Source organism: Mesobacterium hydrothermale (assembly GCF_035818635.1).
GTDB classification, from domain to species: Bacteria; Pseudomonadota; Alphaproteobacteria; order Rhodobacterales; family Rhodobacteraceae; genus Mesobacterium_A; species Mesobacterium_A hydrothermale.
This window is the reverse complement of record NZ_JAYLLH010000011.1, coordinates 39,524-59,155: the sequence shown is the minus strand read 5'-3', so window position 1 is coordinate 59,155 and position 19,632 is coordinate 39,524. Positions and strand designations below refer to the sequence as shown.

Below are 19,632 nucleotides of genomic sequence, written 5' to 3'. Positions count from 1 at the left end.
TTAATGAAAGATTAATAAAAACAACCCAGAGGTGAATTTCACGGCTCGAACCTCTGGTTCTCCCCAAGCCCACCGGGCGTATCCTGCGGCACGATCTGGGCGCGTGGCCACACGACTTCGACAATCGCACCGCGTTTTTCGATGTTCGATTTCTTGGTCACGTAAGGATCGGATCCGTTGGCAAAACTCAGCTCTGCGCCGCTGCGTTCCAGCAGCGTCTTGGCGATGAACAGTCCAAGCCCCATGCCTTCGTATTCCGGCCGCAGGCCCTTGTCCTTTTCGGACCGGCGGGTTCGTACGAACGGATCGCCAATCCGTCCGATCAGGTGCGGGGGATAGCCGCGACCATCGTCCACGATCCGCACCGAGATATGGTCTTCGGTCCACAGCGCTTCGACCCAGACGCGGCTACGGGCGAAGTCCACGGCATTCTGCACCAGGTTGCGCAGTCCGTGGATGATTTCAGGGCGGCGCAGGATCTGGGGCTGGGCCAGGTCGGCACCATGGCTTGGGCCTTCTTCAAAGAGGATCTCTTTGCCGCGCATCTGGTGCGGTTCGGCGGCTTCTCGCAGCACCTCTGACAGCGGGGCCTGGCGCATATGCAGGTCATCCTTGCCCGCCCGCCCCATCGACCGCAGGATATCGCGGCAACGGTCGGTCTGTTCGCCGATCAGCCGCGCATCATCGGCCAGATCAGGCCGGTCTTGCAGGTCCTCGATCAGCTCTGACGCCGTCAGCTTGATCGTTGCCAGCGGCGTACCGAGTTCATGCGCGGCGGCGGCAACGACCCCGCCGAGATCGTTCAGCTTCTGCGCCCGGGCCAGCGCCATCTGTGTTGCCGTCAGCGCATCAGCCATCGAGTGCATTTCCCGCGTGATCCGCCGCGCGTAAAGCGAGATAAACACAAGGGCGATAGAAATTGCCGCCCATTGACCAAAGACGAAGACGGTCGGGATACGCAGGACAAACCCGTCTTCGGTCATCAGCGGCAAGTGAAAAAACACCATGACCGTGATCAGGACAAAGGCCGTCAGCCCCAGGAATATCGCTGACCGCAACCGCAGCACCGCCGCCGACACCGTGACAGGCCCAAGCACCAGAAGCGAGAACGGGTTGTGCAGACCGCCGGTCAGAAACAGCAGGAAACACAGCTGCAAGAGGTCGAACAGGACCATCATGAAATTCTCGGATTCCGACAGGCGCTTGTTTTCCGGGAATACGAAGATCGCGATCAGGTTGCCCGCGACCGACACCCCCACCGCCAGGAAGCACAGGCCGAATTCCAGTTGAAGGTTGTAGACCCTCTGCGCCACGATCAACGCGGACAACTGACCGACAATGGCAAACCAACGCAGCAGGATCATCGTGCGCAACCGGATCCAGTGCGTGCGGTTCTGTTCGTTCAGCAGCCCGTATTCGGTGTCAGACATCTGCGCTCATTCACCCCCTTGCGCCCGTGGTTTCAATTGTTAGGTGTCCCGGTGAACACGCGCAACGCATTCCGGTGCGGCGGTGACGAAACGAACAGGAGGAACCGACATGGTCAAATTCGCAGCAATCGCCGGGGCAGTCGCCGTAGCAGCCCTGTTGGGCGGCGTCTGGTACGTGTCGCGCCCGGCGCCGGATGCCGACCGGTTCGCACAATGCCGGACCGGCAAGATCGCGGGAGGAAGCGAAACGATCGGCGGGCCCTTCACGCTGGTGAACGCGGCCGGGAAAACCGTAACCGACAAGGATGTGATCACCGGGCCGACGCTGCTGTATTTCGGCTATACCTATTGCCCTGACGTCTGCCCGCTGGACAATGCCCGCAACGTCGAGGCAGTCGATATCCTGGAAGATCGCGGCGTGATGGTGACGCCGGTTTTCATCTCGATCGATCCGAAGCGTGACACGCCCGAAGTGGTCGGCGATTTCGCCCAAAACATGCATGAGCGCATGATCGGGCTGACCGGCAGCCCGGAACAGGTCAAGGCCGCAAGCCAGGCGTATCGCACCTATTTCAAGGTTCAGGATCCTGACGAGGAATATTACCTGGTCGACCATTCGACCTTTACCTATCTGGTCTTCCCCGAATACGGGTTCGTCGAGTTTTTCCGGCGCGAACTGACGCCAGAGCAGATGGCCGACAAGGTGGCTTGTTTCGTCGAAAAAAGCTGACCCACGCTAGTGGTTTGACGGGATCGGCATCACAGGATAAAGAACTGTGTCAAACAGACGCGGCGGGGAGGAAACCTGGTGGCCGAGCGCACTCTGGACGACATTGGCGAAGACAAGACCCTGCTTTTGGTAGATGACGACGAACCGTTCCTGCGCCGGTTGGCGAAGGCCATGGAAAAGCGCGGTTTCGAAGTGGAAATGGCTGGTTCCGTCGCCGCCGGCAAGGCCATTGCCACAGCCCGTCCCCCGGCCTTTGCCGTCGTTGACCTGCGGCTTGAGGATGGCAACGGGTTGGACGTGGTCGAAGTGCTGCGTGAAAAACGCCCCGACAGCCGCATTGTCGTGCTGACCGGATATGGCGCGATTGCCACCGCCGTTGCTGCGGTCAAGATCGGTGCCACCGATTACCTGTCGAAACCTGCCGATGCGACCGATATCACCAATGCCTTGCTTGCAACGGGCGAAGAAATGCCGCCGCCACCGGAAAACCCGATGAGTGCGGACCGTGTGCGTTGGGAGCATATTCAGCGGGTGTACGAATTGTGCGACCGCAACGTCAGCGAAACCGCGCGGCGTCTGAACATGCACCGCCGCACACTGCAGCGCATTCTTGCCAAGCGCAGCCCGCGCTGACTACCGACCCTGAAAACCTTTGCCTGCGCGAGGCTTATGGCAGGGACCTGCTATTCCTGGTGACCAGCCCCTCGCTGCCATAGACGCGGCCTGGCATTGGCCGTTGGAGTGACTGCCGCTCTGGCGCGGGGGCGTCACGCCTTGGGCCGAACGGAACGCTTAGAGGTCGAAGCGTTTCAGCACCTTGTCCACTGTCAGCCCGTCCGCCAGGACCACGCCGTTACGGCGACCATAGTCTTCGAAACCGCGGCTTTGGTAATAGGCCAGCCCACCGGAATTGTCGGCGCGGATTTCAGCACTGATCCAGTCGTAGCCAAGCGCGCGTGCCACGGATTTCGTTGTCTCGAACAAGCGAGAGCCCGTGCCGAGCCCGGTCTTGCCGGTCTGGACGAAGGTGGCGATTTCACAGGCGTCCGGCGGCAGGTCGGGGTTTGGTGCGACCCACTGAAAACCAAGGATGGCACCATCGCGGTCTTCGGCAACATGCCAGGCCGAGCCTGCGCCGCCGGACTGCACTCATTGCCACAAGGCGTCGCGCGTGACCGGCTGAGTGATCGCGGTGGTGCCACCGGCGTCGATGATCTGGTTCAGGAGTTCCGCCATCTGGCGTGTATCCAGCTGGGTGGCGCGACGAATGGTGATCATAGCTGTCCCATCAGTGAAGCGTGGCGCCGGGTGAAATCACGCCGCACCTCGACCGGGGGGCGCAGATGAATGTCCAGCCCGGCGATCAGGGCACGGTCGGGGGCGCCAAAGAATTTGTCCGCCTCGGCCACGGTAAAACCTGCGATCTGCGTCGCCTCCATCCAGGCGCTGACGCGGTCGGCCTTCTTGATCTGCTTCTTCAGCTTCGCGGGTGTCACGGCAGGCAGGCCGAACCGGATGTGGATCGCTGCCGTCAGACGTTCGTCCAGCTTGCCATACTCCGGCCCGACAGCAGCCTTTACAGGGGAAATCATGTCGCCAATGACATATTCCGGTGCGTCATGCAGCAGCGCGGCCAGCCGGTCTTGCGTCGTGGCTGTTGGGCACATGCGGGCAAACAGCGCCTCGACCAGAAGCGAATGTTCGGCAACGGAATAGGGATAGTCGCCAAAGGTCTGCCCGTTCCAACGCGCCACGAAGGCAAGACCGTGGGCGATATCCTCGATCTCGATATCTACAGGGGTCGGGTCCAGCAGGTCCAGCCTGCGGCCAGAGAGCATTCGTTGCCAGGCTCGGGGCATGGTTGCCACGGTCAGACCTTTCCGGAAATCCATCTTTGCGCCAAGGGCTATCGCCTTGTCGGCGGCGGATCAACCATTCTGCCAAACCTGCATGGCAGACAACAGGCATCCGGACTACATGATCGGAAACCGAAGATACGGCAGGCACAGCCAGAGCCCGATCGGCGGTCTTGCGACTGTCCGCGTCCGGCATCATTGCTCGTTAATGTCTGGGGTGCTAAAGACCCGCCCAATTCACAGATTAGGAGCCGACAATGGCCGACTACATCATCAAGGACATCGCTCTGGCCGATTTCGGCCGCAAGGAGCTTGATATCGCCGAAACCGAAATGCCGGGCCTGATGGCCCTGCGCGAGGAATACGGCGCCGCACAACCGCTGAAGGGCGCCCGGATTGCCGGGTCGCTTCACATGACCATCCAGACTGCCGTTCTGATCGAAACGCTGGTGGCGCTGGGGGCTGACGTGCGGTGGGCATCGTGCAACATCTTCTCGACCCAGGATCACGCCGCCGCCGCGATTGCCGCCGGTGGCACGCCGGTCTTTGCCATCAAGGGCGAAACGCTGGAAGAATACTGGTCCTACACCGACAAGATTTTCCAGTTCGAGGAAGGCACCTGCAACATGATCCTGGACGATGGCGGCGACGCGACGCTGTACATCCTGCTGGGTGCGCGGGTCGAGGCCGGTGAGGAAGACCTGATCGCCGTGCCGACCAGCGAGGAAGAAGTCTGCCTGTTCAACCAGATCAAGAAGCGCCTCAAGGAAAGCCCCGGCTGGTTCACCAGGCAGCGCGACGCGATCAAGGGTGTATCCGAGGAAACCACCACCGGCGTGCACCGCCTTTACGAGCTTCAGAAACAGGGCCTGTTGCCGTTCCCCGCGATCAACGTGAACGACAGCGTGACCAAGTCGAAGTTCGACAACAAGTACGGCTGCAAGGAATCGCTGGTCGACGGCATCCGCCGCGCCACTGACACCATGATGGCCGGCAAGGTCGCGGTCGTGTGTGGCTATGGCGACGTCGGCAAAGGCTCTGCCGCATCGCTGCGCGGCGCGGGCGCGCGCGTCAAGGTGACAGAAGTCGACCCGATCTGCGCGCTTCAAGCGGCGATGGATGGCTTCGAAGTGGTGGTCCTGGAAGACGTCGTTGACAGCGCCGACATCTTTATCACCACCACCGGCAACAAGGACGTGATCCGCATCGAGCACATGCGCCAGATGAAGGACATGGCGATTGTTGGCAACATCGGCCATTTCGACAACGAAATTCAGGTCGCCGCGCTGAAGAACCATAAATGGACCAACATCAAGGACCAGGTCGACATGATCGAGATGCCGTCAGGCAGCCGCATCATCCTGCTGTCCGAAGGCCGTCTGCTGAACCTGGGCAATGCCACCGGCCACCCGTCCTTTGTGATGTCGGCATCGTTCACCAACCAGGTTCTGGCGCAGATCGAGCTTTGGACCCGGGGCGACAATTATGCCAATGGCGTCTACATCCTGCCCAAGCATCTGGACGAAAAGGTTGCACGCCTGCACCTGGGCCGGATCGGCGTGAAACTGACCGAACTGTCAAGCGAACAGGCCGCCTATATCGGCGTCAAGCCCGAAGGCCCGTTCAAGCCGGAACACTACCGCTACTGATCCTGCGACAGTTCCCCGAGGCCGCAGCGCCCCGCCTGGACGATCCGGCGGGGCGCTGTCCGTTTGGCGCCCCGCCTGACCCAAGGGCAAGCAAGCACCGTGCGCATTTTCCCCTTTGTCTTCGCGTTCTCAGGGCTTACGATTCGGCCCAAGGCCAAGGTTGGCCGCCCCGGAACAAGACAAAGGTGGGAGCTCAAGATGGGAAAGCGTGACGAACTGATCGCCAAATATGCCGATGACCTGCGCAACAAGTGCGGCATGGAACCCGATATGGACCTGTTGACCAAGGTCACCATCGGCTGCGGCCCGTCGATCTACAACGACGATGCCTCGACCGTGGCCGCCAGCCAGGACAGCGAACTGGAAACCGTCAAGAACAACTTCCTGATCAAGAAGCTGGGCTTGGCCGATGGCCCCGAGTTGATGGATGCGATCAACGCAACCGTGGAAACCTATGGCCGGTCCGAGCGCAACAAGTACCGCGCGGTGTTCTACTATCTGCTGGTCAAGCACTTCGGCAAAGAAGCCGTTTACGGCTGAGCTCTGCCCCGATGTTTTCCGAAACGGCCCCTGGATCAACCGGGGGCCGTTTTATTATCGATTGGATTTTAAAAGCTATTTTCTTGGGATCAGGCACGATCCGGGCTAGTCTGACCCCAAGCCAGGATGGCCGGACAGAAACCAGATTGCCGTGTGGTGCTGTGGGAGCGCCGGGGTAAGACGGGTCCCGGCGATCCTGTCGGGACCCTGACCCGCCCTCAGAACAGCGCCAGCACCAGACCCATGATCGTGCAGCCCGCCACCGCATAGCCACCATCAATCAAGGTCAGCGTAAACGGGCGCATGCCGTAAGCATTGTTGATCATCGTCCAGGGTGCGATGAAAAACAGCCCGATGCCGGCCCCGGTCACCATCGCGCCGCCAACGGTCGTGATCCCCGACATGGTCAGCATATGCCGCATCATTCCTGCCACAAGCACCATGCACAGGGCCGAAAGAATGAAGGGCGCCGGGCTGCTGCCGCCAACCGGTTTGCCATCGGGGTCGCATTCGATCCCCGCTGCCCGCAGCCAGGGTTTTGACAGCGTCATATACCAGACCGCCCCCCACACCCAAGAGGCCGCCGCCGCGACCAAGACTTTCACGGTTTCCATTCTTTCTCTCCGTCTGCGCGTCATTCCGCCGCAGTTTGCAACAAAGCGACGTGCGGGCACAGGGGAAAGTCAGGCGTCAACGCCCGCCAGCGCGCAGATCCGCTGCCACTCGGCCTCGGTCACCGGCTGAACCGACAGGCGCGAGTTCTTCACCAGCACCATGTCTGCCAGTTCCGGATCGGCCTTGATCTGGTCCAGCGTGACCGGGGCGTTCACCGAGACCACGGCCTTGATATCCACACAGTCCCAGCGCGGGTCGTCGGTGGTGCTGTCGGGATGCGAGGTCGCGCAGACCTCGACGATCCCGACAACGGCACGTTCCTTTTGCGAATGATAAAAGAACCCGCGATCCCCCAGCGCCATTTCACGCATGAAATTGCGCGCCTGGTAATTGCGCACGCCGTTCCACTCTTCGCCCGTGTCCCCCTTGGCCAGTTGGTCGTTCCAGCCCCAGGTCGACGGTTCAGACTTGAAAAGCCAGTAGCGCATCAGCCAATCACCTGTTTCCACGCGATCAGTTCGACACTGTCGAACAGTCCCGCCTTTGCATAGGGATCATTCGCAGCCCAAGCCTCGCCCGCCGCCATGTCCGCAACCTCAAGGATGACAAGAGAGCCGCACATTTCCCCGGCGCCGTCCAGCAGTGGACCAGCCTGGGCGACGACGCCCGTCGCCTCGATATAGGCCAGATGGTCCGTCCGGTTTGCCTTGCGAATGTCCAGCGCACCGGGTTTGTCCTTGGCGATCAGCGCAATTTTCATCGGGTTTCCTCCTTCAGGGGTCGGGACAATAGATCGTGCAATACAGCATCGACGGTCGCGCGGGATTCAACCAGTGCGGCCACAGCCTGCGTAATCGGAAGCGACAGGCCGTGATCGCTGGCGATTGCGGCCAGGGCACGGGCGGTGGCGGCCCCTTCGACGGTTACGCTGGAGTCAAAGCCTTCCTTGCGTCCAATCGACAGGCCGAACCGATAGTTTCGCGACAGATCAGACGTGCAGGTCAGCGCCAGGTCGCCCAACCCCGACAGCCCTGCCAATGTTGCCGGATCGGCACCCCGATGGCGGGCATAGCGGGCCATTTCGGCAAACCCGCGAGTCATCAGCGCCGCACGAGCGCTGTCACCCAGCCCGGCCCCGATGGTCACACCGCAGGCGATGGCGATCACGTTCTTCAGTGCGCCCCCCAGCTCCGCGCCGATGACATCGGTGCTGCGATACAGGCGCAAAGTCTGGGTCGAAAGTTCGCGTTGCAGCCTCTGGCCCAACACATCGTCAGCACAGGCCAGCGTCAGCGCTGTGGGCAGGCCGCGCGCAATATCGGCGGCAAAGCTGGGACCGGTCAGAATTGCGGGTGTGGCCTCGGGCCAGCGCGCGCCGAGAATGGCCGACGGGCCTTGCAATGTGGTCAGGTCGATGCCCTTGCAACACGCGACAAGCGCCTTGCCGGTCAGGGGACGACGGATGGTCTCTGCAAATCCCATGAGGCTTTGCATCGGCATCGAGAGCAAGAGTGCAGCCGCGTCCAAGGCCCGCTCCAGGTCGGCGGTGACGGTCACGCCGTCGGGCAGGAACACACCGGGCAGGCGTGGCGTTTGGCGGGTGACGCGCAGCGCCTGCACGTCCCGGCCCCACAGAGTCACCGGGCGGTCCTGGCCCAGCGCCACGGCCAGCGCGGTGCCGAAGGCCCCGGCACCCAGAATGGCGATGCTCATGCCTTGGCCCCCTTCTTGCCCGACCCCAGCAGCGGGGCTGCGGATTTGTCCAGCGGCCAGCGCGGGTGTGCCTGCAAGGTCATGTCATCGCGCTGCCCCAGCGCGAAAAGCTCTGCCCCGGCATAGGCAATCATGGCCGCGTTGTCGGTGCAAAGTGCCAGCGGCGGCGCAACAAAGTTCACGCCATGTTGCGCGCACAGTCCGGTCAGCGCAGCCCGAATGCCCTGGTTCGCCGCCACGCCCCCGGCGATCGCAAATCCCGGGCAGACAGGGTCATGCGAAAGGTAGATATCCAACGCGCGCCGGGTCTTTTCCTGCAAGACATCGCTGACCGCAGCTTGAAAGCCGGCGCACATGTCCGCCCGGTCCTGCCGTGTCAGCCCACCCTGATCCGCGATCAGCGAGTCACGCTGGCGCAGCAACGCGGTTTTCAACCCGGAAAAGGACATGTCGCAACCGGGCCGGTCCAGCAGCGGACGCGGAAAGGCAAACCGCTTGGGGTCGCCCGTCCTGGCCTCTGCCTCGACCGAGGGGCCACCGGGCTGAGGCAGGCCCAGCAGACGCGCGGTCTTGTCGAATGCCTCGCCCGGGGCGTCGTCGATCGTACCGCCCAGGCGTTCAAATGCCTGCGGGCCGCGCACCAGAAGAAACTGGCAATGCCCGCCCGACACCAGCAGCATCAGATAAGGGAAGGGCAGACTGTCCGTCAGCCGCGGGGTCAGCGCATGGCCCGCAAGGTGGTTCACACCCACCAACGGTTTGCCCGACCCCGCCGACAGCCCCTTGGCGCACATCACACCCGACAGCACCCCGCCGATCAGTCCCGGTCCGGCGGTCACAGCAATGGCGTCGACATCGCGCAACGTCAGTTCGGCGCGATCCAGCGCCTCGGCCACGCACAGGTCGATCTTTTCGGCATGGGCCCGCGCGGCCAGTTCCGGCACCACGCCGCCAAAGGCGCTGTGCAATTCGGTCTGGCCCCAGACCACGGACGACAGGACATCGCGCCCGCGCACAACCGCCGCGGCGGTATCGTCGCAGCTGCTTTCCAGCCCGAGGATTGTCAACTCTGCGTTCATCGCCAAACCGTTGCGTTCATGATGACTGACGGGGTACCACCGGACCGAAGGCCCGACAATCCCGGCAAGACCATGTTCGATACACGCCCCTATCTCTTGATGACCCGCCCGGAAGCGGCAGGACAGCGATTCTGGCAGGGCCTGCCGAAGGACACCCGCGACGGCTTGCGGCTTGTGATTTCGCCGCTGATCGAAACCGAGGTGACCGGCCCCCTGCCCGATCTGCGGGCATATGACGGGGTGATCCTGACCTCGGCTCACGCTGTCGCGGCGTTTCGCGCACTTGGGGGGCACGCAGCGGGGCTGACCTGTTTCACCGTTGGCGCAGCCACCGCCCGCGCAGCGACCGAGGCGGGTTTTGTCGCCCTGTCCGCCAATGGTGATGCCGACGATCTGGTGCGCCTTGTGTGTGAACGGGCGGCGGGGCAGCGCTTGATACATTTGCACGGCACCCACACGCGCGGTGACGTTTCCGTACGTTTGACCGCTGCAAACGTACAAACCGACAGCGCACCGATCTATGACCAACGCGCCCTCGGCCTGAGCCAACAGGCGCAAGATGTTCTGAGCGGAGATACGCCGATCGTGGTGCCGCTGTTTTCGCCGCGCACTGCCGCTCTGTTCGCAGCGGGCTTTCGCGGCGATGCACCGCTATTCTTGGCCTGCATGAGCCAAGCGGTTGCGGCCGAGGTGGCCAGCCTACCTGCAAAAGAGGTAAGCGTTGCCTCGAATCCCGACGCGAAGGCGATGACCGCGACGGTTGCGCCCCTTGCATCGCGGGCGGCGCGGTTCCACAACAGGGAATAAGAGTGACGGGCCCATCAGGACCAGGCGGCGAAGGATGGGCCGACGCAAGGAAAAGGTAGGACCGTGGCAAAACCCAAAAGCCCGAAATCCGGCAAATCCACCAAGGCGACCGAGACATCCGAGGAAATCGTCGATGCCGTCGTGGTCGAAGAAGAGCCGAAAGCGGATGTAGCCGATGCAAAGCCCGAAGACGCGGCGGTGACGGAAAGTTCTGACAGCGCAGAGCCCAACGTCGAGGACGCGGTCGCGGCTGACACGGTTGCAGGCGATGCAACCGATGACTTGCCTGGCGAAACGGGTGCGACAGAAGCGACGCCCGAACCCGCCGAGGCGGCCCCTGCGAAACCCGAGGAACCGGCAAGGGCCGACGATAGCTCCACTGCCGCGGAAACAGATCATGCGCCGTCGGAAGACACCGACGCAGGCGAAGACGACTGGACTGAAGAAGACCGTGGACCTAAAGACGCAACCGAAGCCCTTGCCTCCGTTGCACCACCGCCCACACAGGAGCCGGCGCGAAAGGGCGGTTTTGTCCCGTTGGTACTGGGCGGGATCGTCGCGGGGGCGATTGGCTTTGGCGCCGGAACGTTCGTCAACGGTTGGCCCTTCGGACAAGAAGAAGACCCCTTCAAGGCCGAAACCCGCAGCGCGTTGAGCGCACAGTCGGGCACGCTGTCCGACCTATCCGGCCGCGTCGATGGATTGGCCAGCAAACTGAATGACACCTCTGCCGCTGTTGCGGCCATCGACCTTGGGCCCGTCGCCGCGCAGGCGCAGGCTGCACAAGCCACCGCAACGGGCCTGGGGTCAGCGCTGAACGAGATTGAGGGCAAGCTGAGCGCCTTCGAAACCCGTCTCGCAGAGCTGGAAAAACGCCCGATGGAAGCCGCGGTATCGCCCGAAGCCATCGCTGCCTATGAACGTGAGCTTGATACGCTGCGGTCGGAAATCACCGCTCAGCGCGACGAGATCAAGACCATGGCCGCCGAAGCCTTTGCCGCCCAACAGGCAGCGGGCAACGATGCAATTTTGGCCAAGGCGCGCGCCGCGTTGGCGGAAATCACCGCAGCGGTCGACAACGGCGCACCTTTTGCCGAATCGCTGTCACAACTGACCGTCGCCAGCGGCACGACGATCCCATCTGGCCTGTCGGCGCATGCTGCGGACGGAGTGCCGACGCTGACCGCATTGATCGAATCGTTCCCTGATGCCGCGCGATCCGCCCTGGCCGCAGCCCGCGCGGCGGATGACACCGGCGCAAGCGGTTTCGGTGCGTTCCTGAGGGCGCAGCTTGGTGCAAGATCCGTCACGCCACGGGACGGCGACGACCCGGACGCGGTCCTGTCGCGGGCCGAAGCCGCGTTGCGGTCGGGCGATCTGGAAACGACGTTGTCGGAACTCGACGCCCTGCCCGGCGTTGCACAGGAAAAGATGGCCGATTGGCGTACCGGGGCAGATGCCCGCGCAAATGCACTTTCGGCCGTGGCCCAGCTGGGCCAGGAATTGAACAAGGAATAAGGGTCAGACATGCTTTGGTCGTTGATTAAGATTGTCGTTTTCGTCGCGCTGATCGCTGCGTTGACCCTTGGCGCGGGCTATTTGCTGGACAATGACGGCACCGGGCTGGCGCAGGCGCAGATCGTTCTGAACGGACAGGAATACACCCTGGGCCCGATCGAGATGATCATTGGATCGCTGATCATCGTTGCCGGGCTGTGGGTGCTGTTCAAACTGGTGTCGCTGCTGATCGCGATCCTGCGATTCATCAACGGCGACGAAACCGCCGTATCGCGTTATTTCGACCGCAATCGTGAACGCAAAGGATTTCAGGCGCTTTCCGAAGGCTTGATGGCACTGGCGTCTGGCGAAGGGCGACTGGCGATCGCCAAGGCCGAGAAGGCCAACAAGTACCTGCGAAAGCCCGAGCTGACCGACCTGATCACAGCGCAGGCAGCGGAACTGACCGGCGATCGCGACAAGGCCGAGAAAATCTACAAGCGTCTTGTTCAGAACGACACCACCCGCTTTGTCGGCGTGCGCGGCTTGATGAAGCAGAAGTTGGCCGAGGGGGACACAGACACCGCGCTGAAGCTGGCCGAAAAGGCGTTTGCCATCAAACCCAAGCACGAAGAGGTGCAGGACGTTCTGCTGAAACTGCAAGCGGGTGCCGCGGACTGGCGCGGGGCGCGGGCGACGCTGGCGACCAAACTGAAGACAGGCACCTTGCCGCGCGACGTGCACAAGCGCCGCGATGCGGTTCTGGCCCTGTCCGAAGCGAAAGATATCCTGGACGAAGGCAAGTCTGACGAGGCACGCGAAACCGCGATCACCGCAGCCAAGAAATCGCCCGACCTGATCCCCGCCGTCGCCATGGCCGCACGCAGCTATATTGAACAGCAGCGCCCGCGCCTTGCCGTGCGGATGCTGAAGAAAGCCTGGGAAATCGAACCGCATCCCGACCTGGCCGCCGCCTTTGCCGCGATCGAACCAACGGAGAGCGCAGAGGATCGGCTGAAGCGGTTTCAGCAGCTGACCAAGATCAAGCCGGACCACCCGGAAACCCGCATGCTGCTGGCAGAGCTGAACATCGCGGCCGAGGACTTCCCCGCCGCGCGCCGCGCCATGGGTGATCTGGCAGACGTGCAGCCCGATGCCCGCGTCCTGACCATCATGGCCGCGATCGAACGCGGCGAAGGTGCGTCCGATGCAGTGGTGCGCGGTTGGCTGGCCCGGGCGCTGACCGCGCCACGCGGCCAGCAATGGGTTTGCGACAACTGTAAACACATCCACAGCAACTGGGGACCGGTCTGCGAAAACTGCGGCGGGTTCGATACGCTCAGCTGGACGACACCTCCACAAAGCGAAGTCGCCCTGCCCGGCGGCGCCGAAATGCTGCCGCTGCTGGTCGGCCCTACCGATCCGGCCCCAGAGCCCGATTTGCCCGTTGCCGCCGATGTCGAGATCATCGACCCCGTCATTCCGGTTGTCGAAGACGCAGCAACCGACCCCGAGGACAAGGCTGCCGATACGCCGCCAGAGGCCGAAGAAACGCCCCCTGAAAAGAAGGCCGAACAAGCCTGAAGATACGTCCACCGGGTCCCGATGCGGGGCCCGGTTTCATTTTTGCCGATATGCGACGTGACACGCACTTGAGGTCTTGAGATCGGACCAGAAGGCATGTATGCGCTTCGCACCGAAGCACAGGGTTGCGGGAGACCGCTGCGCATGGCTTTGGATCGCTGCCTGCTAAGGGTCTTGCGAAACGCCGGTGCAGATGAACTGGTCAAACACGTCATTCGTAGGTCGCGGGTTCACTCGCGCAGTTTGTTTGAGACCAGTTGGCTTGACGCGGCGCATCGTAGCGACCAGGCCCGGATAGGGCCGCGACAGAGAAGGATGCCGGTGTAGCTCAGCTGGTAGAGCACGTCATTCGTAATGATGGGGTCGGGGGTTCGAGTCCCTTCACCGGCACCATCCTTCTCAGGAAGTCAGATGTTTGGGTCGGTTGCCTGCGCTCGCCGCGACCGGTGTTGGTCCGCCTCACCAACAATCCTCTCGATACTCTGGAAAACTCGCTCAAAGGCCACGAAGTGCTCAGTGTGGATACTTGGCACGTTCTCTTTTGAGAAGTGAACCTTGTTACCTATGAAACGGGTGAAGCGTTCAGGGCGCGACTGATCGACCTCAAAATGAGCGTCGGGATCAGGAACGCCACCAAATAGAAGCTCAATGGTGAAAAGAGGGCGCCCTGCGTAGTGGCGGGGCGCGCTTTGATGCCGATGCGATTTCACACGCCTCACTCGGGTTTGAATCGGCGGGGCCGGGACGGAAATCGCCTGCGCTGCAAATTGTTGACGCAGCGGCAGAGCGGCGCAATGCTGGCTCCTAGACACATGTGTCCAAGAATCAAAACCACACCAACAGGAATGGGAGACTGACATGATGACCAAGACCATTCACCCTGCGGCGCGCATGTACGCTCATGAATATCGCGCAGGCCTGATGGACCGGCGCGAATTTCTTAGCCGGTCCACGATGCTGGGCGTATCCGCGGCGACAGCCTATGGCCTGATCGGGGCAGCACTTCCAACACCGGTCCAGGCCCAGGCCCAACGCGGCGGTACCCTGCGTGTGAACATGGAAACCAAGGCGATGAAAGAACCGCGCCTGTGGGACTGGACGGAATACGCCAACTTCTGCCGTGGGTGGCTGGACTACATGACCCTGTTCAACCGCGATGGCAGCGTGACCGGCGGTCTGGTCGAAAGCTGGGAGGCCAATGCCGACGCCACGCAATACACGCTGAACCTGCGCCGGGGTGTGAAATGGAACAACGGTGATGATTTCGGAGCGGTGGACGTGGTGCACAACTTCGACTTCTGGGCGGACGGCACCGTCGAAGGCAACTCTATGGCATCGCGCGTGGCGGCCCTTCAGGATGCAGAGACCAAGAAACTGCGCACCGGCGCGGTGGAAGTCATCGACGATCACACCGTCCGGCTGAACCTGAGCGCGCCTGACATCAGCATCATGGCGGCGCTGTCGGACTATCCGGCGGCGGTGGTGCATCGCAGCTTCATGGGTGGCGATCCGGTGGCCGCGCCGATCGGCACCGGTGCCTATCTGCCCGAAAGCTATGAAACCGGGGTAAAGGCTGTTCTGGTGCGCAACCCCAACCATGACTACTGGCGCGATGGCGGCTGGCTGGACCGGATCGAATTCACCGACCTCGGCACCGACCAATCGGCGCTGGTTGCTGCGGCGGAAGGTGACGAAATCGACCTGACCTATCGCACCGATGGCGATTTCGTGCAGTTGTTCGACGGGATCGGCTGGGAAAAGACCGAGGCCGTCACGGCAAACACACTGGCCGTGCGGTTTAACCAATTGTCTGCGCCTTATGACAATCGCGACGCACGGCGCGGTATCCAGATGACGGTGGACAACGCGCTGGTGCTGGAACTGGGGATCGGCGGGCTTAGCTTGACGGGTGAAAACCACCATGTCTGCCCGGTGCACCCCGAATATGCCCAACTACCACCGCAGGAACATGACCCTGCCAAAGGCGTGGCGATGGTCGCCGCAGCCGGCCATGCCGATACCGGGTTCGAGCTGATCTCGCTCGATACCGACTGGCAGAAAAACACTTGCGATGCGATCGCGGCGCAGATGCGCGATGCCGGTCTGAATATCAAGCGCACGGTCCTGCCTGGCGCGACCTTCTGGAATGACTGGACGAAATACCCGTTCTCGGCCACCGAATGGGGCCCGCGCCCGCTGGGTATCCAGATCATGGCGCTGGCGTACAAATCCGGCGCGGCGTGGAACGAAAGCGCGTTCTCGAATGCAGAATTTGACAGCCTTCTGGAACAGGGTCTGTCGGTCGCCGACGCCGACGCCCGGCGCGAAATCATGGCCAAGATGCAAAAGATCATGCAGGACGAAGGGGTGTTGATCCAGGCCTATTGGCGCTCGGTCTTCAACCACTCGAACGGCAAATTCGCCAATGTCGATGTGCATCCGTTCTATCAACTGGACCTGCACGACATCTACCTGAAGGCATGAGCCTGCAAAGGGGGCATCGTTTCAGCGGTGCCCCCGGTTTCTCGTGACCCCCTGCGATCTACAGAACTGCGATCAGACGGGCCAGATGCGCCCAAAGCGCGGCAGCGTCGGGTGTCTGCACCCGCAAGCTGACACCATCGGGCAAGCCTGCGACCAGCGCGCCAATTCCTGCAAACAAGGTGGCGGTAGACGGCGATCCTGCCGGGGCCGACAGGCAGGCCGCGACGACCTCGGATGCGCGTGGCCCCGTTACCGTGATTTCCAGATACAGATCATCGGCCGATGAGGCCGCAAAGCTATCGTGCCAGCCACTGATTCCCAGCGGGCGGTCAGAGCAGACCAGCGCGCGGTCGCGCGCGATGCGCAGGACGAAAGGGACCGTTGGCACTGGGTCCAGCAGCCCCAACATCGACGCACCGGGGGCAAGCGCCGCAAGGGCCGCGTCCAGATCGCCCGACACCAGTGTCGCCCCCGCTTGCCGGTGGCAGGTGATCAACAACCCCTCCCCCGTCAGGGTCGCGCCGGGGTCCGGCATGCGCGAGGCCCAGTCACGTTCAACCATTCAGGCGCTCTCCCTCCGGATCAAAGGCACAGGCCGCCGAGATGCGGGCGCTGACGGTTTCACCAAGATGGAACACGGTCACCTCTTGCCCGATGCGGTCGCGCCCGGCCTCGATCATGGCCAGCGCGATGGGGCGGCCAAGGGTTGGGCTGTGATAGCTTGAGGTGACGAACCCAACCGACCGGCGCGGGCCATCGGCGGCCAGCACATGTGCCCCGGTCGGCAGCGGTGTGCCGGTGGTTTCCAGCCCCACAAGCTGCCGCCGGTCGGGGCGCCGCGCCTCGGGCGTGAACAGCGACCGGCGTCCGAAGTATTCGTCGGCCCGTTTGTCGCGCGGCCCGCCCCAGCCCAGATCATGGGGCATGGTGATGCCATCGGTATCCTTGCCGATTAGAATATAGCCCTTTTCGGCGCGCAAAAGCATCAGTGCCTCAAGCCCGATCCAGACCGCGCCATGGGTCTGCCGGGCGGCGTCCAGCGTCGCAAACAGGGCGGCACCGTGCCGCGCGGGCACCGACATTTCCCACGACGCATCACCGGTAAAGCTGATCCGCGCGACGCGCATCGGGTGGCCCTGCCATGTGGTTTCGCTCACCCCCATGTGGGGCAGGTCGGGCAGGTCTATCCCGGCGCCGGCGATCAGCGCGCGGGCAGCGGGGCCACTGACCGTCATGGTCACCCAATGCGCGGTGACATCGTGAAGAAACACGCTGGCCGGGTTGAACGTGTCTTGCCGAGCCTCTTCAAGAATCAGCCGGACCGAAGTGACATGGCTGGACGAGGCCGAGACGACGAAGTGATCTTCGGCCAGCCGCAACACCACGCCATCGTCATGCACAATGCCGGTTTCCGACAGCATAAAGCCATAGCGCGCGCGCCCCGGTTTCAGCGTCGACATGCGTACATAGCCGCAAAAATCCAGCAGCGCGGCGGCATCCGGGCCCAGCACCTCGATCTTGCCAAGGGGCGAGGCATCATAAAGCCCCGCGACCTGTCGCGCGATGCGGGCCTCGGTTTGTTGGGCGCTGGCCTCGTCCGAGCCGTAATGGGCGGGGCGCAGCCAACCGCCATATTCGCGAAACTGTGCGCCAATTGCGCGGTGCTGGCCCTCAAGCGGCAGCCGTTTGGGGGGAGAAAACGCCTCGCCTCGCCGCATCCCGCCGATGACGGACAGGGGCACCGGCGTGAACGGCGGGCGATATGTGGTGGTACCGGTTTCGGGGATGGTTTGCCCAGTCAGCGCCGCCATCGCAGCCAGACCTGCGAAATTGGCGCTGCGCCCCTGATCGGTCGCCATGCCAAGGGTGGTGTAGCGCTTCAGATGCTCGACCGATCTGTATCCTTCCTGCGCTGCGATACGCACATCCTTGAGCGTTACATCATTCTGTGGGTCGATCCAGACCCGCCCCTTTGTGCCGGGAACGGGGCGCATGGGCGAAAGGGTCCAGTCGGGCGTGGTGGCGCGCGGTGCGGGGCCAGAACCACCGCCTGCCACATGCCCCTGCGCCAGCGCCGTGGTCAGACCAAAGGCACCGTTTGCCGCGCCGGCCGTGCGGATCGACGCGGTGCCTGCACGCGGGATCAGCGCATCGGTGGCGGGGTCGAAATCCAGCTTGCCACCCGCCTGACAATGCAGGTGGACAGACGGGGTGAACCCGCCCGACACCAGCACCGTGTCACAGTCGATATACTGGCCCTCCACGGACACCGCCCCGACCTCTCGCAGGCCATGGGCGCGGTCTACCCGCGCGCCGCGCAGCAGGTGCACACCGTCGGGGGCCGTGGGCGTGTCGCGACGGGCATCGACCAGCGTAACCTGGCAGCCCGCCTGCGCCAACGCTGCGGCGGTGGCATAAGGCGCGTCATTGGCACAGGCCAGCACGATGCACCGCCCGGCGACGCCGCCATACAGGTGCAGGTAGTGTAAAGCTGCCTCGGATGACATCACGCCGGGCAGGTCGTTATTGGCAAACCACAAGGGTCGTTCGATCGCGCCCGCCGCCAGCACCACGTCTTGCGCGCGCAAGCGCCAATGGCGGTCGGGCCGATCGCTGCGCCGTTCCCAAGCGGCGTAAAGCCCGTGGTCGAACGCGCCCCACAGCACGGTGTCGGTCAGGATGCGCCCACCGGCGGAGTGAACAGCCGCGCAGGTGTCGGCCACGAAATCCGGCCAGGGCGCCCCGTCGATGTCACCACCGCGCCAGCGAAGGCTGCCCCCGGGCTGCACGGCCTCGTCCACCAGCCAGACCGAGCGGCCCTCGGTGGCCGCGGCCCGAGCCGCCGCCAGCCCTGCAGGGCCCGCGCCGATCACCAACACGTCGCACGTGGCGTTGATCGAGGGTGTCTCGGCGGGTGGGTGATGCGTGCCATCCAGTCGCCCCAACCCGGCCATGCGGCGGATCATCGGCTCCCACCGCATCCAGCCAAGTGCCATAAAGGTCTTGTAGTAAAACCCGGCGGGCAGAAACCTGTGGGCAATATCCATGATCCCGAACCGGTCGCGCGCCGCATCCGGTGCCGCGTTGACCGAACGCAACGCCATGCCGTCGCGCAGGCCTTCGGTAGTGGCGCGCAGATTGGGCGTGGTCTGTCCATCGATCGTCACATCCAGAATGGCGTTGGGTTCTTCGCCGCCCATCCCCCACAGCCCGCGCGGGCGGTGGTATTTGAAACTGCGTCCCAGAATGCGCGGCCCGCCCGCCAGCAGGGCCGAAGCCAGCGTATCGCCCGCGAACCCCGAAAGCGCCTGCCCGTCAAAGTCAAACGCCAGCGGGCGCGCGCGGTCGACCGCGCCCAGCGTGGGGTGCCGCCAGCCGCTCATATGTTGCGCCCCGGCAAGGCGTCAGCACCAAGAACCGCGCGTGTGACGGTGTCGCGGGTCATGACAAAGAATTCACCGCAGGTCAGGTGCACCCAGACTTCGCGCGCGGCCCCCTTGGGCGCGTCGGTGCCATAGAGGTAGTCTGCCCAATCGGCATCCGAGACATCGGGTGCGGGTTCGGGGCGGTGCTTGCCCGCCTCGGCACCAAAGTGAAATTCGGTCTCGTCACGGAGGCCACAGAAGGGACAGGGAAACTGCTGCATGC

20 protein-coding genes and 1 tRNA gene are annotated in these 19,632 nt (G+C 63.2%); 9 read left to right on the top strand and 12 right to left on the bottom strand.

The features are described 5' to 3' along the window. Nucleotides 1-38: 38 nt before the first annotated feature. Entirely contained in the window at nt 39-1,430 is a 1,392-nt protein-coding gene (regB, locus tag VK792_RS09900; RefSeq protein WP_326297318.1) for a sensor histidine kinase RegB, read from the bottom strand. 109 nt (nt 1,431-1,539) lie between these two features. Between regB and VK792_RS09895 the strand changes: the two genes are divergently transcribed. Both VK792_RS09895 and VK792_RS09890 read left to right on the top strand, forming a co-directional pair. Beyond that, on the top strand, nt 1,540-2,160 hold the full coding sequence (locus VK792_RS09895) for an SCO family protein (protein ID WP_326297317.1): 621 nt from the start codon (nt 1,540-1,542) through the stop codon (nt 2,158-2,160). Between the two features lie 78 nt (nt 2,161-2,238). Further along, the gene (locus VK792_RS09890) at nt 2,239-2,793 is read left to right on the top strand and encodes an ActR/PrrA/RegA family redox response regulator transcription factor (protein ID WP_326297316.1); all 555 of its coding nucleotides are present in this window, start codon (nt 2,239-2,241) and stop codon (nt 2,791-2,793) included. Nucleotides 2,794-2,952: 159 nt separating this feature from the next. Here the strand turns inward: VK792_RS09890 and VK792_RS09885 are convergent, their stop codons facing one another. Genes VK792_RS09885 through VK792_RS09875 form a run of 3 tightly spaced genes read right to left on the bottom strand, consistent with a single transcriptional unit; the run spans nt 2,953 to nt 4,052 of the window. Then, nucleotides 2,953-3,309 (bottom strand): GNAT family N-acetyltransferase, encoded by a 357-nt coding sequence (locus VK792_RS09885; RefSeq protein ID WP_326297315.1) that lies wholly within the window; start codon nt 3,307-3,309, stop codon nt 2,953-2,955. Continuing rightward, nucleotides 3,310-3,438: a GNAT family N-acetyltransferase gene (locus tag VK792_RS09880; protein WP_326297314.1), complete on the bottom strand. Its 129-nt coding sequence runs from the start codon at nt 3,436-3,438 to the stop codon at nt 3,310-3,312. Continuing rightward, complete coding sequence (locus VK792_RS09875) at nt 3,435-4,052, bottom strand: HD family hydrolase (RefSeq protein WP_326297313.1); 618 nt, start codon at nt 4,050-4,052, stop codon at nt 3,435-3,437. Before VK792_RS09875 ends, VK792_RS09880 begins: the two co-directional genes overlap by 4 nt. A 221-nt stretch (nt 4,053-4,273) precedes the next feature. Here VK792_RS09875 and ahcY point away from each other — a divergent pair, with 221 nt between their 5' ends. Next, nucleotides 4,274-5,665, top strand: coding sequence for an adenosylhomocysteinase (ahcY, locus tag VK792_RS09870; protein ID WP_326297312.1), 1,392 nt, complete (start codon nt 4,274-4,276; stop codon nt 5,663-5,665). Nucleotides 5,666-5,863: 198 nt separating this feature from the next. Then, entirely contained in the window at nt 5,864-6,205 is a 342-nt protein-coding gene (locus VK792_RS09865; RefSeq protein WP_326297311.1) for a DUF2853 family protein, read from the top strand. A 218-nt stretch (nt 6,206-6,423) separates the two neighbouring features. On the opposite strand, the gene VK792_RS09860 is transcribed toward VK792_RS09865, so the two are convergent. The 5 genes from VK792_RS09860 to tsaD form a co-directional block, all read right to left on the bottom strand. After that, nucleotides 6,424-6,819 (bottom strand): DUF1761 domain-containing protein, encoded by a 396-nt coding sequence (locus VK792_RS09860; protein WP_326297309.1) that lies wholly within the window; start codon nt 6,817-6,819, stop codon nt 6,424-6,426. A gap of 69 nt (nt 6,820-6,888) precedes the next feature. Continuing rightward, on the bottom strand, nt 6,889-7,308 hold the full coding sequence (locus VK792_RS09855) for an EVE domain-containing protein (protein WP_326297308.1): 420 nt from the start codon (nt 7,306-7,308) through the stop codon (nt 6,889-6,891). Next, on the bottom strand, nt 7,308-7,580 hold the full coding sequence (locus VK792_RS09850) for a YciI family protein (RefSeq protein ID WP_326297307.1): 273 nt from the start codon (nt 7,578-7,580) through the stop codon (nt 7,308-7,310). The genes VK792_RS09855 and VK792_RS09850 overlap by 1 nt, the downstream gene beginning before the upstream one ends. Next, complete coding sequence (locus VK792_RS09845) at nt 7,577-8,533, bottom strand: NAD(P)H-dependent glycerol-3-phosphate dehydrogenase (protein ID WP_326297305.1); 957 nt, start codon at nt 8,531-8,533, stop codon at nt 7,577-7,579. Before VK792_RS09845 ends, VK792_RS09850 begins: the two co-directional genes overlap by 4 nt. Continuing rightward, the gene (tsaD, locus tag VK792_RS09840; RefSeq protein ID WP_326297304.1) at nt 8,530-9,612 is read right to left on the bottom strand and encodes a tRNA (adenosine(37)-N6)-threonylcarbamoyltransferase complex transferase subunit TsaD; all 1,083 of its coding nucleotides are present in this window, start codon (nt 9,610-9,612) and stop codon (nt 8,530-8,532) included. Before tsaD ends, VK792_RS09845 begins: the two co-directional genes overlap by 4 nt. An 18-nt stretch (nt 9,613-9,630) precedes the next feature. Between tsaD and VK792_RS09835 the strand changes: the two genes are divergently transcribed. The 5 genes from VK792_RS09835 to VK792_RS09815 all read left to right on the top strand — a co-directional run bounded on the left by VK792_RS09835 (nt 9,631) and on the right by VK792_RS09815 (nt 15,984). After that, entirely contained in the window at nt 9,631-10,419 is a 789-nt protein-coding gene (locus tag VK792_RS09835) for a uroporphyrinogen-III synthase (RefSeq protein WP_326297303.1), read from the top strand. 63 nt (nt 10,420-10,482) lie between these two features. After that, on the top strand, nt 10,483-11,937 hold the full coding sequence (locus tag VK792_RS09830; RefSeq protein WP_326297302.1) for a COG4223 family protein: 1,455 nt from the start codon (nt 10,483-10,485) through the stop codon (nt 11,935-11,937). A 9-nt stretch (nt 11,938-11,946) separates the two neighbouring features. Beyond that, nucleotides 11,947-13,500 (top strand): heme biosynthesis protein HemY, encoded by a 1,554-nt coding sequence (locus VK792_RS09825; RefSeq protein WP_326297300.1) that lies wholly within the window; start codon nt 11,947-11,949, stop codon nt 13,498-13,500. Between the two features lie 317 nt (nt 13,501-13,817). Then, nucleotides 13,818-13,893, top strand: a tRNA-Thr gene (locus VK792_RS09820). Nucleotides 13,894-14,358: 465 nt separating this feature from the next. Beyond that, nucleotides 14,359-15,984, top strand: coding sequence for an ABC transporter substrate-binding protein (locus VK792_RS09815; RefSeq protein ID WP_326297299.1), 1,626 nt, complete (start codon nt 14,359-14,361; stop codon nt 15,982-15,984). A gap of 58 nt (nt 15,985-16,042) precedes the next feature. Here the strand turns inward: VK792_RS09815 and VK792_RS09810 are convergent, their stop codons facing one another. Genes VK792_RS09810 through VK792_RS09800 form a run of 3 tightly spaced genes read right to left on the bottom strand, consistent with a single transcriptional unit; the run spans nt 16,043 to nt 19,630 of the window. Beyond that, nucleotides 16,043-16,546, bottom strand: a complete 504-nt coding sequence (locus tag VK792_RS09810; RefSeq protein WP_326297298.1) for a hypothetical protein — start codon at nt 16,544-16,546, stop codon at nt 16,043-16,045. Further along, nucleotides 16,539-19,367: a 2Fe-2S iron-sulfur cluster-binding protein gene (locus tag VK792_RS09805; protein ID WP_326297297.1), complete on the bottom strand. Its 2,829-nt coding sequence runs from the start codon at nt 19,365-19,367 to the stop codon at nt 16,539-16,541. Before VK792_RS09805 ends, VK792_RS09810 begins: the two co-directional genes overlap by 8 nt. Further along, entirely contained in the window at nt 19,364-19,630 is a 267-nt protein-coding gene (locus VK792_RS09800) for a sarcosine oxidase subunit delta (RefSeq protein WP_326297295.1), read from the bottom strand. Before VK792_RS09800 ends, VK792_RS09805 begins: the two co-directional genes overlap by 4 nt. Nucleotides 19,631-19,632 lie beyond the last annotated feature (2 nt).

Bases quoted from the DNA above. Each gene is read 5' to 3' on its own strand.
- regB (WP_326297318.1), bottom strand. From the start codon at position 1,430: ATGTCTGACACCGAATACGGGCTGCTGAACGAACAGAACCGCACGCAC.
- VK792_RS09895 (WP_326297317.1), top strand. From the start codon at position 1,540: ATGGTCAAATTCGCAGCAATCGCCGGGGCAGTCGCCGTAGCAGCCCTG.
- VK792_RS09880 (WP_326297314.1), bottom strand. From the start codon at position 3,438: ATGATCACCATTCGTCGCGCCACCCAGCTGGATACACGCCAGATGGCG.
- VK792_RS09875 (WP_326297313.1), bottom strand. From the start codon at position 4,052: ATGGATTTCCGGAAAGGTCTGACCGTGGCAACCATGCCCCGAGCCTGG.
- ahcY (WP_326297312.1), top strand. From the start codon at position 4,274: ATGGCCGACTACATCATCAAGGACATCGCTCTGGCCGATTTCGGCCGC.
- VK792_RS09865 (WP_326297311.1), top strand. From the start codon at position 5,864: ATGGGAAAGCGTGACGAACTGATCGCCAAATATGCCGATGACCTGCGC.
- VK792_RS09860 (WP_326297309.1), bottom strand. From the start codon at position 6,819: ATGGAAACCGTGAAAGTCTTGGTCGCGGCGGCGGCCTCTTGGGTGTGG.
- VK792_RS09855 (WP_326297308.1), bottom strand. From the start codon at position 7,308: ATGCGCTACTGGCTTTTCAAGTCTGAACCGTCGACCTGGGGCTGGAAC.
- VK792_RS09850 (WP_326297307.1), bottom strand. From the start codon at position 7,580: ATGAAAATTGCGCTGATCGCCAAGGACAAACCCGGTGCGCTGGACATT.
- VK792_RS09845 (WP_326297305.1), bottom strand. From the start codon at position 8,533: ATGAGCATCGCCATTCTGGGTGCCGGGGCCTTCGGCACCGCGCTGGCC.
- tsaD (WP_326297304.1), bottom strand. From the start codon at position 9,612: ATGAACGCAGAGTTGACAATCCTCGGGCTGGAAAGCAGCTGCGACGAT.
- VK792_RS09835 (WP_326297303.1), top strand. From the start codon at position 9,631: ATGATGACTGACGGGGTACCACCGGACCGAAGGCCCGACAATCCCGGC.
- VK792_RS09825 (WP_326297300.1), top strand. From the start codon at position 11,947: ATGCTTTGGTCGTTGATTAAGATTGTCGTTTTCGTCGCGCTGATCGCT.
- VK792_RS09815 (WP_326297299.1), top strand. From the start codon at position 14,359: ATGATGACCAAGACCATTCACCCTGCGGCGCGCATGTACGCTCATGAA.
- VK792_RS09810 (WP_326297298.1), bottom strand. From the start codon at position 16,546: ATGGTTGAACGTGACTGGGCCTCGCGCATGCCGGACCCCGGCGCGACC.
- VK792_RS09805 (WP_326297297.1), bottom strand. From the start codon at position 19,367: ATGAGCGGCTGGCGGCACCCCACGCTGGGCGCGGTCGACCGCGCGCGC.
- VK792_RS09800 (WP_326297295.1), bottom strand. From the start codon at position 19,630: ATGCAGCAGTTTCCCTGTCCCTTCTGTGGCCTCCGTGACGAGACCGAA.